This window comes from Methylomonas sp. ZR1 (genome assembly GCF_013141865.1).
Classification (GTDB): domain Bacteria; phylum Pseudomonadota; class Gammaproteobacteria; order Methylococcales; family Methylomonadaceae; genus Methylomonas.
This window is the reverse complement of sequence record NZ_RCST01000001.1, coordinates 4475682-4487856: the sequence shown is the minus strand read 5'-3', so window position 1 is coordinate 4487856 and position 12175 is coordinate 4475682. Positions and strand designations below refer to the sequence as shown.

Annotated in this window: 12 protein-coding genes; 5 read left to right on the top strand and 7 right to left on the bottom strand. The window is 51.6% G+C overall.

Annotation, left to right across the window (positions count from 1 at the left end; all coding sequences use genetic code 11):
* On the bottom strand, positions 1-552 hold the full coding sequence (locus tag DDY07_RS20360; protein ID WP_171697226.1) for a hypothetical protein: 552 nt from the start codon (positions 550-552) through the stop codon (positions 1-3).
* Between the two features lie 845 nt (positions 553-1397).
* On the opposite strand from DDY07_RS20360, the gene DDY07_RS20355 reads away from it, so the two are divergent.
* From DDY07_RS20355 to glgC, 3 genes are all read left to right on the top strand, one after another.
* Positions 1398-3290: a transketolase C-terminal domain-containing protein gene (locus DDY07_RS20355; RefSeq protein WP_171697225.1), complete on the top strand. Its 1893-nt coding sequence runs from the start codon at positions 1398-1400 to the stop codon at positions 3288-3290.
* A gap of 303 nt (positions 3291-3593) precedes the next feature.
* Positions 3594-4067: a carbohydrate-binding protein gene (locus DDY07_RS20350; RefSeq protein ID WP_171697224.1), complete on the top strand. Its 474-nt coding sequence runs from the start codon at positions 3594-3596 to the stop codon at positions 4065-4067.
* Between the two features lie 101 nt (positions 4068-4168).
* Positions 4169-5434: a glucose-1-phosphate adenylyltransferase gene (glgC, locus tag DDY07_RS20345; RefSeq protein ID WP_171697223.1), complete on the top strand. Its 1266-nt coding sequence runs from the start codon at positions 4169-4171 to the stop codon at positions 5432-5434.
* A 55-nt stretch (positions 5435-5489) separates the two neighbouring features.
* Here the strand turns inward: glgC and DDY07_RS20340 are convergent, their stop codons facing one another.
* Genes DDY07_RS20340 through DDY07_RS20330 form a run of 3 tightly spaced genes read right to left on the bottom strand, consistent with a single transcriptional unit; the run spans position 5490 to position 8273 of the window.
* Entirely contained in the window at positions 5490-6077 is a 588-nt protein-coding gene (locus DDY07_RS20340; protein ID WP_020483819.1) for a phosphoheptose isomerase, read from the bottom strand.
* Positions 6078-6082: 5 nt separating this feature from the next.
* Positions 6083-6451, bottom strand: a complete 369-nt coding sequence (locus DDY07_RS20335; protein ID WP_171697222.1) for a YraN family protein — start codon at positions 6449-6451, stop codon at positions 6083-6085.
* Between the two features lies 1 nt (position 6452).
* The gene (locus DDY07_RS20330) at positions 6453-8273 is read right to left on the bottom strand and encodes a penicillin-binding protein activator (protein WP_171697221.1); all 1821 of its coding nucleotides are present in this window, start codon (positions 8271-8273) and stop codon (positions 6453-6455) included.
* A gap of 21 nt (positions 8274-8294) precedes the next feature.
* Here DDY07_RS20330 and rsmI point away from each other — a divergent pair, with 21 nt between their 5' ends.
* Complete coding sequence (gene rsmI / locus DDY07_RS20325) at positions 8295-9146, top strand: 16S rRNA (cytidine(1402)-2'-O)-methyltransferase (protein WP_171697220.1); 852 nt, start codon at positions 8295-8297, stop codon at positions 9144-9146.
* Between the two features lie 21 nt (positions 9147-9167).
* On the opposite strand, the gene DDY07_RS20320 is transcribed toward rsmI, so the two are convergent.
* The 3 genes from DDY07_RS20320 to DDY07_RS23945 form a co-directional block, all read right to left on the bottom strand.
* Entirely contained in the window at positions 9168-9353 is a 186-nt protein-coding gene (locus tag DDY07_RS20320; protein WP_171697219.1) for a YjfB family protein, read from the bottom strand.
* 282 nt (positions 9354-9635) lie between these two features.
* A complete protein-coding gene (locus DDY07_RS23950; RefSeq protein WP_216614790.1) occupies positions 9636-10244 on the bottom strand; it encodes a hypothetical protein in 609 nt (202 codons plus the stop codon).
* Positions 10245-10253: 9 nt separating this feature from the next.
* A complete protein-coding gene (locus DDY07_RS23945) occupies positions 10254-10463 on the bottom strand; it encodes a hypothetical protein (RefSeq protein WP_216614789.1) in 210 nt (69 codons plus the stop codon).
* Positions 10464-10980: 517 nt separating this feature from the next.
* On the opposite strand from DDY07_RS23945, the gene DDY07_RS20310 reads away from it, so the two are divergent.
* On the top strand, positions 10981-12006 hold the full coding sequence (locus DDY07_RS20310) for an HD-GYP domain-containing protein (protein ID WP_101052714.1): 1026 nt from the start codon (positions 10981-10983) through the stop codon (positions 12004-12006).
* Positions 12007-12175: the final 169 nt, after the last annotated feature.

Here is a 12175-nt window from a genome sequence, read left to right as displayed (position 1 = left end):
TCAGTAATCATAAGCGTCATCTCGTAATCGGCGGCTAATTTGATAGATGTTTTCGGTATCGAATACATTCGTGTAAGCGGCGGCTTGCCCTTCATGCTTGATATTGCAACGCCGTTCGCCTTTACGCTTTTCCAGTATGTCTGTCGATACCGGCTGCTGCGTTAAGCGTCTGTCGTTTTTATGCGAACGAATAAAATATTCTCTGACCTCGACGATTTTATTTTTGAAGCGCTTGCCATGCAGTTTTTTGATGGCAAGCTTACCGGCTTTGTCATCATCAATAAAAATACGGCCATGAAACGACAGTACATTGGTCTTGATATTTTTAAGACAAAAGATGTCGGTTTTTAGAATATTGCCAAGCTTGAAGGGAAGTAACAGGCAAAACCTGAGAGCGGGGGCGACAAAGTCTCCCAACTCACTTTCTTGCGTAATCGACGGGATATTTTTAATAATCAATATCATAGAGACACTCTGGTAGTACTTAGCTGTATACCAAGGCTGGTTAATACGGTTTGGGCCAACGCTCACCAACCTTGATGCTGAAACCATGAAAATCAAGTCTCCAGACTGCCGGTAAATTGATTGGCTTTGACCATCTTGCTTACCCTATATAGCGTCAACCAGTTGCTTTACTTTAGGTGTTGGAAACATAGTCCACGTTGCAGATAAATACAACTAACGCGACCTTTCCCTTTGGACAGACCACTTACACCGTTTTGCGATGTCTTGCCGACTCTCCCCCCAGGCTGTTTGAAACGCGATGGTTTTGGTCACCGCACCGGAAAGCTTAACTAATCGGCCTCCCTTCTCCTCTGCCGAAGCCATCCTTTATCCCATTGTTTAGAGCTAGAACGAAACTAATGGTTCCAAGCCCGCGTTCTGATCCCGTCGGTGAACTGTTTGAGATATTTCCGCTGGCGATTTGGGATTGTGTATAGACCAGGCGTGTTTCGGCAACACACTACCATTCAATCAATTCGTCCCGCAAAGCTGCACTGCCGCGAAAAATAAAATAAATTTTTTTGCTGCTTATAATCCTTTGATAGTAGAAGCGACTTGAATAACTAATTGATTTTCCATAGAACGTATTCTGTTATTTGTCTCAGGGCTATACAGGCTATCCGTTTCAATTTATATACAAATTAGTAGGTATTTAATAAGTCTTGCAAAGCCCATTTTAATGGGTGTAAGGTTCGATACGACGGCATGAAAAAACAAATTTAAGACTACAAAATTGCAACGGCTTGTGTAAAAAAGCAGCGTTATTGTAGTTAATTAGCAACGAATATTTGCCGGAGCTAAATATTATCTTTGTTCTATGTCGCGTTTAAAAATGACAGCGTAACAACTAGCTGCGCGTCTATAAAAATAATGTCCTCACCATGAGATTAGTTATGTCCAAATTTCCAATCGATCTTGGCGCTTATCAGCGCATCAACTTAGATCCAAAAAACCCAACTTTAACCGATGCACAACGTGCCAGCCTGAAAGCCAACATTCAGTTGTGCCGTGATGCTATTGTCTATTTCACAGCCAACGGCGCAGCCCGTGGTGTGGGCGGCCATACCGGCGGTCCATACGATACCGTGCCGGAAGTCATGATCATGGATGCGCTGTTCCACAGCTCCAATGATTTTGTACCCATCTTTTTTGACGAAGCCGGCCACCGCGTCGCCACCCAGTATCTGATGTCCACCCTGAACGGCGATTTGCCGGCAGAACGCTTGATCGAGTACCGTGCCGCGCATTCACATTTGCCCGGCCATCCTGAATTGGATTTCACCCCCGGCGTGAAATTCAGCTCCGGCCGTTTGGGCCACATGTGGCCGTATGTCAACGGCGTAGCCATCGCCAACCCGGCCAAAACTGTGTTCTGCCTGGGATCGGACGGCTCGCAGCAGGAAGGTAACGATGCCGAAGCGGCCCGTCTGGCTGTGGCGCAAGGCCTGAACGTTAAACTGATCATCGACGACAACAACGTCACCATCGCCGGCCACCCATCCGAGTACTTAAAAGGCTGCAGCACCGCCAAAACCTTGGCTGGTCAAGGTGTCACCGTACTGGAAGGCGACGGCGAAGATCTGGACGATTTGTACAAACGCATCATTACCGCCATTAACACCCCTGGCCCGGTTGCGGTTATCAACCACCGCCCGATGTGCCCTGGCATTGTCGGCCTGGAAGGCTCAACCCACGGCCACGACGTTGTGTCGGTGAAAGTGGCATTGGAATACCTGGAGTCACATGGCCAACAAGCCGCTGCCGATGCATTGCGCGAAGTCAAAGCACCGAAAAACGACGCGGTATTTTTGGGTTCCAGCGACAAATGGGATGCCAACCGCAACGTCTTCGGCGATGCGTGCGTGGAAGTCTTGGGCCGTTTGAGCGAAGCAGAACGGGTTGCCAAAGTGCGGGTTGTGGATAGTGACTTGGAAGGCTCTTGTGGTCTGTTCAAAATCCACAAAGCTTTCCCGGAAGTGTTTATCTCCTCCGGCATCATGGAGCGCGGTAACTTCTCCGCGGCAGCCGGTTTTGGTATGGAAGCAGGCAAACAAGGTATTTTCGGTACCTTCAGCGCGTTCTTAGAAATGCTGATGTCCGAAATCACCATGGCCCGGTTGAACAAATCCAACGTGCTCAGTCACTTCTCGCATTCCGGTATCGACGACATGGCCGACAACACCTGCCATTTCGGTCTGAACAACATGTTCGCCGATAACGGTTTGAGCGACGGTTACGAAACCAAACTGTATTTCCCTGCAGATCCTCTGCAAATGAAAGCCTGCGTAGAAAAAGTCTTCTTCGATCCAGGCTTGCGTTTCATCTTCTCCACTCGTTCCAAAGTGCCGACCATTCTGGACAGTAACGGCAACGAGTTTTTTGGTGGCGACTATAAGTTCGTGCCCGGCAAAGACGAAGTCATTCGCGAAGGCACGGCCGGTTATATCGTCAGCTTCGGTGAAGCCTTGTACCGAGCACTGGATGCAGTCGAACGCCTGAAACAACAAGGCGTGGATGTAGGCTTGATCAACAAACCGACCTTGAACGTCATCGATGAAGACATGCTGGCCAAAATCGGTAAGTCACCGAAAGTGCTGGTGGTTGAGTCCTTCAACCGTAAAACCGGTTTGGGTAGCCGCATGGGCACATGGTTGTTGGAACGCGGTTACACACCAAAATACAACTATATTGCCACGCATAAAGAAGGTTGCGGCGGCCTGTGGGAGCAATTCCCGCATCAAGGTATTGACCCGGCTGGCATCATGGCCAGCTTTTTAAAGGGTTAAGCCTCCCTCTCGACCTGGGGCGCAGGGAAGCGCCCATATTTTTCGGCTGGGGTTTGGGAGCAACAGCCATTTGTAATCAGCAATTGCCATCAGGCAATTTCGCAGTAAAACACTCAGCTCTCACCGGGACCTAGCCATGCCGACATTCCTTGTTTCCAAACAGCCGGACGCTAGGCATGCGGTGCCTGCCTATCCAATTACGGAGCAATCGCACTCAAGTTAAAGATTTCAATCAGTCCCGACAAACAAAAACCGGATTCAAACCATTTCGACCGATTAATACAGTCCTACGCCAGGTAAACCATGCAAAAACGAATTATCGGTGACAGTCGGCCCAACAAAGCCAGCTCAATGACAGAGCCGTTAAATCTGGAAGCGCTTGCTGACGTTGAAGTGTCATCCGAGGCTAAGGAGCACACTATCGAAGCCGCGCTACTGCCTGGTTTTAGCGGCGGGTGGCGAGCGGGCATGCCCGGCCCGCAAGTTATCCGCTTACTGTTTAAGCAGGCCCAGCCTGTGCAATCTATTCAACTGGATTTTTTGGAATCGGCTATAGCCAGAACACAAGAATACGTCCTTCGTATTTCTGCGGATAACGGACAGCCGTTTCGCGAAATCGTCCGCCAACAATGGCATTTTAATCCGCAAGGGTGCACAGCGGAGTCGGAACTACACGTTGTCGACTTGCCCGCGGTAAGTATTATCGAACTACATATCACTCCGGATATTAACAACTCAAGCGCGTTTGCTTCGCTTGAAACAATGCGTGTATTTTGAGTTTTCGCCGTTAATTTTTAGGTTTGAAAAAGCCTTGGGAAAACTTGATATGCCCTATAAAACCTATTCGGCCAACAGTTTATTTTTCTAAAGATTTAACCATGTCAGCGCCCACACACAATATCCATCAATTAACCAAAAATACTATTGCTTTAATTCTTGCCGGCGGACGCGGTTCGCGCTTAATGAATATGACGGATTGGCGCGCCAAGCCCGCCGTGCCTTTTGGCGGCAAGTTTCGGATTATCGATTTTCCGTTATCCAATTGCGTGAATTCCGGTATCCGTAAAATCGGCGTGATGACGCAATATAAGGCCGATTCGCTGATTCGGCATATCCAAAAAGGCTGGGGATTCATGCGCGGCGAATTTGGCGAATACGTCGACATCATGCCGGCACAACAACGGATAGACGAGACCTCCTGGTATAAAGGCACCGCCGACGCCGTGTTGCAGAATATCGATATTCTGCGGGCTCGTAAACCGGATCATATTTTAATCCTGGCCGGCGACCATATTTATAAAATGGATTACGCGGCCATGTTAATCGACCACGTCGAAAAAAACGCCGACCTAACCATAGGTTGTCTGGAAGTATCCTTAAAAGACGCCTCCGCTTTTGGCGTAATGGACGTGGATAGCAATCGCCGGGTCAGGGCTTTTGTCGAAAAACCCGCCAACCCACCCGTGATGCCGGGTAGAACCAATACCGCATTGGCCTCGATGGGTATTTATATCTTTAACGCCGATTTTTTATGGGAGCAATTAATTAAAGATTCTCTCACTGAAAATTCTACCAACGACTTTGGCAAAGATATTATTCCCGCCGTCATTGACGATCATATTGTTAATGCCTATCCGTTTTTGGATTTACAAAGCGGCCAGCAAAGTTATTGGCGCGATGTCGGGACCATAGACGCCTACTGGGCTTCCAATTTGGAGTTAATCGGCGTCAAGCCGGATTTGAATTTATACGATGCGTCCTGGCCGATATGGACCTATCAGGAACAAACACCGCCGGCCAAGTTTGTGTTCGACGACAACGGCCGGCGTGGTCTGGCCGTCGATTCGATGATTGCCGGCGGCTCTATTATTTCCGGCGCAACCATTCAGCATTCCATGGTGTTTTCCAATGTCACCGTAAACGAGTCAGCGCTTATCAAAGACAGCATTCTGTTGCCGCAAGTCTGCATAGGCCAAAATTGCCGAATTACCAAAGCCATCGTTGAAAAAGGTTGCGAGGTGCCGACAGGCACGGTGATTGGCGAGAATCTTAACGACGACAAAAACAGATTTTATGTCAGCGAGGGCGGGGTAGTGCTGGTAACTGCCGAAATGTTGGGGCAAAAACTACATTACGTCAGGTAATTAAGTATGCAAACGCCCGTTTATCCGATTGAATGATAACGGGCGCCTGAGCGCGTTAGCCGCCAAATAATTGATGATCGATTAAATCGCATAGGCAATGCGAGATCAACAAATGCACTTCCTGAATGCGGGCGGTGGAATAAGACGGTACGCGGATTTCAATATCGGCTTCGTTCAACGCGCCGGCCAGCACACCGCCGTCTTTACCGCTTAGCGCGATAACCGTCATATCCCGGTCATGCGCCACTTTCACGGCTTTAATGATATTGCCGGAGTTACCGCTACTGGTGTAGACCAGCAAAATATCGCCAGCCTGCCCCAAAGCGCGCAATTGCTTGGCAAAGATTTCGTCGTAGTGGTAGTCGTTGGCGATAGAGGTGATGGTTGAGGTATCGGTGCTCAAGGCAATCGCCGGCAACGCGGGGCGTTCCCGTTCGAAACGGTTGAGCATTTCCGAAGAAAAATGCTGCGCATCACCCGCCGAACCGCCGTTGCCGCAAGTCAGCACTTTTTTGTCGTTCACCAAAGCCTCGACAATTTTTTGCGAGGCGAACTCAATCAGCTCGCACAAGCTGGCCATCGCATCCTGTTTGGTTTGAATGCTGTCGGAAAAGTGGGCGATGATGCGGTCTTGTAAACTCATAATACTCAGGTTTGAAATGCGTTTTTAATCCAGTCCAGGCGGTTGTCGCCGGATACAGCAACCACGTCGAAACGAATCGAGAGCTGGCTCAGGTTGTTGATTATGACATAGTGTTGGGTAGCGGCGACGATGCGCGCCTGTTTTTGCCGGGTGACGCTGGCCACGGCGCCGCCAAATTGCTCGGATTTGCGAAAGCGTACTTCCACAATCACCAGCGCCGCGCCGTCTTTCATCACCAGATCCAACTCACCCATTTTGCAGCGGAAGTTGCTGCACACCCATTCCAAACCTTGTTTTTGCAAATAAGCCAAAGCTAATTGTTCGGCGCTATCGCCCTTTTGCAAATGCAGCGGCTTGGTTTTGCCGAATAACATGCTATTCGACAAAGCCGGAGGCGACCGGCACGCCGCCTTTAAACTGGGCACAGACTAGTTTGCGGGTAATGCGATTTTCATCGTTCACTGACAAGCGGCCGGTGGCGCCGGCGTAAGACGCTCCGGCCAACTGCGGTAATTGACCAATGATGTTGTAAGCATCTATGCCTAACGCGACCAGCTTAACCTGGCTGTCGCTGAGGCCTTGCCAGGTATTCTGCACGGCTTGCTGGCTGAGTGCGCCGGTGTAGGCGTCGCCGAACACCCAAGGAAGATCGCAGAAATTAATCTTGCCCAACTCGCTATCCCGCACCGGATTTTGCCGGCCGCTGTAGATATTCGGCATCGCATAAACCGACAACTCGCTGCTTTGCGAGTACTTGAGTTGCGGCGCCAACTCTCTGGCCAATTCCGAGCTGGCGCTAACGAATAAGGCCAAGGGTTGCTTCTGGCCATTCGCGCTGACGCTGTTGCTGAGCAAGGTTTTTACAATGGCGGCGAAATCGTGTTGTTTCGGGTCGTAGCTTTCCACACCCACCACGGCGCCGCCGACCGCTTGCCAAGCCGACATTAGATAATGGCGCACCCGCTCACCTTGCGTGGTATTCGGCGTCAGCAATACGGCATTCTGTTGGCCATCGCGCTTGGCTTTTTGTACCAATTGTTCCGCGTCGTCTATCGGGCTGAGGCCGAATTGATAGAGATTGGGGTTGCTGAGGTTTTCCACATGATTCAACGCCAGTACCGGTACGCTTAATTCGGCGGATTGCGCCAAATTTTGGATCTGTTCCTTCACCAAGGGCCCTATCACCTGTTTGGCGCCGTCGCTGACAGCTTGCTTATATATGTTGGCTATATCGTCTTTTTCACTGTCGTAATACTTTAGTGGCATTTGCGGCGCGGCGCTGGCGGCCAGTCGATGGGCTACCGTCAACCCTTCCCTGATGGCTTTAGCCGCGCTGGCGTAAGAGCCCGAGCCAGGCAGCAACACGGCAATGGTTGCACCCGGAGCAGGTGGTTGCGCAGCTTGCTCCGGTTCTTGAACGGTTTGCTGACTGACGGGCGGCGGATTCAGATAGGCTTGCAGGTAATCGGCGTTGGCCGGATGGCCGGGAAACATTTGCCGCCATTGCATGATTTGACCGGCTGTGTCGAAACCGGCCACGTTGCGTTGCTTAAGAACTTTAGCCAAGGCCATCCAGCCGCTCAGTTCGTCAACGATGGGGGACGGGCCGCTAAGGGTTTCCAGCGGCAACACGCTAAGCGCATCCAGGATGGCGATAATGTTTTGCTTTTGCTGCTCGGGTTTTTGCAACAGTCGGCCCAGTTTCAGGCGCGCCCTGACGCTGGGTACAACATCGCCCAACAAAGCATGCACAAAGGCCACGGATTGGTAATAAGCAATTTGATCGGCGTCGGCCAGTATGGCGGGCCGCACACCCTCCAGCTTTTTCAAGGCTTGTTCCGCATCGCCCATGCTCAACGCTACTTGAGCTTGGAGCAATTTGTATTTGCTGAACAACTCCGGCGGCAACTGTTCGGCGTTGATTTTATCCAGGGCTTTTTGCGCGGCCTGACTATCGCCGGCTTGCAGGCGGGTGTCGGCATCCAGCAGATGCAGGCTGTTTTGATTGTCGGCCATCCGGTAACTGCGCGGCGGCTCGGCCGGTTTGGCTTTGCGGGCGCTGGTCTGCGGACGCACTTCCAGCTGGGTTTTATTTTTGACCGGTTGTTCGCTGCACGCAGCCAGCAGCAACAGGCCGAAAAACCAGCGGTTTAAAACACGACGCGGCATAATGGCGGCAAATTTGCGATGAGACATAGCACGGGGACCGAAGAATAAATGTACGGAAAATTATACGTGGTTGCCACGCCAATCGGTAATCTGGCCGATTTCAGTTTTCGGGCGGTGGACATATTGAAACAAGTGGACTTGATCGCCGCCGAAGATACCCGCCACGTCAAGATGTTGCTGCAACATTACGGCATCAATAAGCCGCTGCAATCACTGCATCAACATAACGAAGAACATGCTTCGCAAGGCCTAATCGATAAAATCCGCGAAGGATTATCGGTGGCGCTGGTATCCGATGCCGGCACGCCGATGATCAGCGATCCCGGCTTTCCTCTGGTCAAATTGGCCAGACAGCAAGGCGTAGATGTGTGTCCGATACCCGGCGCCTGCGCGCTGATCGCCGCCTTGTCGGTGGCGGGTTTACCGACCAGCCGTTTCAGTTTCGAAGGCTTTTTGCCACGCACCGGCTCGGCGCGGCGCAGCTTCTTCGAACATAAACTGGCTGACTGCTCGACTTGGGCTTTTTACGAATCCAGCCATCGTATCCAGGCCGCCTTGGAAGATATGCTGACGGTATTTCCGGCTAATCACCAAATTGTCGTTGCTCGGGAGCTCACGAAATTGCATGAAACGATTGTCGGCGACAAACTGGTCAAGGTGTTGGAGAAAGTGCAGACCGACGAAAACATGCGCAAGGGCGAATTCGTGGTATTGGTAGCCGGCCGCGAAGCTGGTGAGCAAGACGATGAATTAACCGACGAACAACGGCGGATTTTGGGTATATTGCTGGCGGAATGTTCTACCAAAACCGCCGCGGCACTGGCGGCCGAAATTACCGGCCAGCGTAAAAAGACCTTGTATCAGGCTGCGCTGGCGATGCAGGACAAGCAAGGCAGCTAAGTTCCAGCAATCTTCCGCCGCTCAAACCCGGACATCGATACCGTTCGCCGGTACGCTGGCCGACTCCAATAACTTTAAGGCGTTTTGGCCTTGTTGTTCCTGCATCTCCTTGGCTTTTACCAGCATCGCAACTTCGACTTGTTGCGCGGTTTTTTGGGTGGACATTTGTGTCGCCAGCGCGGCGACGGAAGAGACGGAATCAAGCATGGCGAGGCCTCGTCGGGTTGGTTTTGGAAAGCGGTTGCCGTAACGGCTAAAAAGGTTATCGAACCGCAAGCCGATAACTTTAGGCTATCGATAAAAATAACTGCTTAACTGCGTTCCGCCTACGCCTTGGGGCATACACTATAATGTCCTGCGGCATCAGCTATGCGGCCCCTTCAAAATCGAACGGCGTCCGAATGGTTTCGAACGACCTAGCGCTCCGGCGCATCGCAACCGATATGAGCCAGCCCCCGTATTGCCTCATAGAAAAAGGTAACCGAAGGATCAGAGTCGTTGCCTCACATTAGAGGTAACCTGGATTTGTGAAAAAATGAGTTTCAATTGTTGCTCAATGGCGGCCTTAAGAGCAAATGGATTGAGTTTGGCATGATGTTCCTGGAGAGTCTGTTTGGTGGTTTCCGGAATGTCAGGATGATTGATCACCCGTTGGTAAGGGGTTTGCGGGGCATGGTATTTTTTCACGACTTTGGCGCCGTCTCGGTGTTTTTTCTGAAGTTTCAGACTGGGGCAGAAATGATTCTGCAAAGGACACCCAAGCGTGCTGTAGACCTCGTTCATCAACGGCACCAGCGCGGCATTATCCAGCCGGTCGTAGCCGAATAATTGCCTGGCGTGAGTCCAGTTTTTCTGCTCGACGTGGGCATTGTCGTTTTTCTTGTAAGGCCTGGAGCGGGTAAACGCAGGCTTTTGCGGGTGGTCGGTGAAATAGCGAACCAGGTGATGATTGAGAAATTCAGAACCATTGTCGCAATCGAAGCCTTTCAAAGGGAATGGCAACAGGTTCTCGATGGCCTGAATCTGTTCCAGGATACCTTGCGAGCCTTTATTCCAGGTGGCCCGGCATTCGGTCCAGCCGGTGACAATGTCCGTCATCGTCAGGCTCTAGACGAAATCGCCGGCCAGCGAATTGCCACAGTGAGCGACAGTATCGGCTTCGACAAAACCGGGCTGGGTCTCGTCCCAGTGATGAGTTCGGATGGGAATCTGGGTTTTCAACAGAGACCCGGGTTTGGTGCCGGACAAGCCTTTGGGGTGCTGGACGCGCAAGGGTTTGAGCAAGCGATCCAAGGTCGCCGCCGAAACCTTTAGCAAGTCGGCACGAACCTGAGCCGTACTGCGTTTCGTAGTGCGGCAGCCAGATCGGTATCGCTGCTTTCAGGCGCTTGCCGCACAGTTGATCGCTAGCGAACCAGATGCGCTTCAATGGCTCCAGCAACACCTCGGCTTGATATTTCCGCTTGGGGCCGGGCCGTTTGCTAGGCGAAGCGGTTGGCTTGGCTTTTCGATTCAGCAAACGAATCGCGTACTTACGGGCGTAGCCGCAGACTTCGCAAAACTCGTTTAGGATCGTTTGTTTCGTTGCCCTATCGCTTTGTCGATAGCGCTTTTGGATAGCCTGTAAATAGGCTCGTCGTTCGTGTTTTCCCATGGTGGCAACCCGCTTGATTTCGGTTACACACAATGTGAGGCAACGACCCGTTTTTAATGACCCCTTGGGTTACTTTTAATTTGAGGCAATTCGGCCCCGGAAAACCTTGGCATATTTTGCTGAAAACTGCGTTTGGCAGGGTATCCTGGCAGCATTCAGGCAAACCGATTAAAGAGTTTTATGACATATAAAGGCAACATTCTCGCCGTTGACGACACCCCTGCCTCCTTAAAGTTGTTAACGGATATTCTGAAGGACGAAGGCTACGAAGTCCGTTCTGCTATTAGCGGCGAATTAGCCTTAAATTCCGCTTTCAAACACCCGCCGGAACTGGTGCTGTTGGATATTCGCATGCCGGAGATGGATGGCTTCGAAGTTTGCCGGCAACTCAAAGCTAACCCGAATACATGCGATGTGCCGGTCATCTTCGTCAGCGCGATCATGGATACCGACGAAAAAGTGCGCGGCTTTGACTTGGGTGCAGTGGATTTCGTCACCAAGCCCTATCAGCGCGATGAATTGCTGGTTAGGGTGCGTACTCATTTGGAGTTTGACCGCCTGCGCAACCATCTGGAAGAACAGGTGGAAGAGCGAACCCGTAAACTGATGGAAAGCGAGAGAAATTTGCGCGCCGGCATGCTGGATTTCGTGACCGCGATTGCGGCCACTATCGAAGCGCGCGATCCCTACACCGCCGGCCATCAACGCCGCGTCGCCCACCTCGCCACGGCTATCGCCCGCGGCTTGCAATTGCCGGAAGAGCGGATAGAGGGGCTGACGTTGGCGAGCGTGGTACACGATATAGGCAAAATTCGGATCCCCGCCGAAATACTGTGCAAGCCCGGTCGGTTGGACGATTTGGAGTTCAGCCTGATCAAGCGGCACGCCGAAACCGGCTACGACATCCTCAAATCCATCAACTTCCCTTGGCCTATCGCGCAAATCGTCTTGCAACATCACGAACGCCCCAACGGTAGTGGCTACCCGTGCGGCCTAAAGAAGGGAGAGATATTGCTGGAAGCGGAGATTCTGGCGGTTGCCGATGTGGTGGAAGCGATGAAGTCTCATCGCCCTTACCGCGCCGGTTTAGGGCTGGATGCAGCACTGCAGGAGATTTCCGACAATCGCGGTGTGCTGTATAACGCCGAAGTAGTCGAGATTTGTTTAAAGCTTTTTCGGGAACGGGATTATTGCTTGCCCGCTTGAGCGGCTCCTTAGAATTCCGCTAAAAATAACTTCCCGAAATGACTATTCCCGGCAAACCGTTCGTGCTCGACTGGCCTGGATGCCTGAGCAATTGCCGAGAGCGCATTCGAAGCATGAACGGTTAAGGGCTATGAAGGCCCGGATTTCCCCTGCGATCCTTCGACAAGCA

Coding starts and splice junctions, on each gene's coding strand:
- DDY07_RS20360 (WP_171697226.1), bottom strand. CDS start 552: ATGGTTTCAGCATCAAGGTTGGTGAGCGTTGGCCCAAACCGTATTAAC.
- DDY07_RS20355 (WP_171697225.1), top strand. CDS start 1,398: ATGTCCAAATTTCCAATCGATCTTGGCGCTTATCAGCGCATCAACTTA.
- DDY07_RS20350 (WP_171697224.1), top strand. CDS start 3,594: ATGCAAAAACGAATTATCGGTGACAGTCGGCCCAACAAAGCCAGCTCA.
- glgC (WP_171697223.1), top strand. CDS start 4,169: ATGTCAGCGCCCACACACAATATCCATCAATTAACCAAAAATACTATT.
- DDY07_RS20340 (WP_020483819.1), bottom strand. CDS start 6,077: ATGAGTTTACAAGACCGCATCATCGCCCACTTTTCCGACAGCATTCAA.
- DDY07_RS20335 (WP_171697222.1), bottom strand. CDS start 6,451: ATGTTATTCGGCAAAACCAAGCCGCTGCATTTGCAAAAGGGCGATAGC.
- DDY07_RS20330 (WP_171697221.1), bottom strand. CDS start 8,273: ATGTCTCATCGCAAATTTGCCGCCATTATGCCGCGTCGTGTTTTAAAC.
- rsmI (WP_171697220.1), top strand. CDS start 8,295: ATGTACGGAAAATTATACGTGGTTGCCACGCCAATCGGTAATCTGGCC.
- DDY07_RS20320 (WP_171697219.1), bottom strand. CDS start 9,353: ATGCTTGATTCCGTCTCTTCCGTCGCCGCGCTGGCGACACAAATGTCC.
- DDY07_RS23950 (WP_216614790.1), bottom strand. CDS start 10,244: ATGACGGACATTGTCACCGGCTGGACCGAATGCCGGGCCACCTGGAAT.
- DDY07_RS20310 (WP_101052714.1), top strand. CDS start 10,981: ATGACATATAAAGGCAACATTCTCGCCGTTGACGACACCCCTGCCTCC.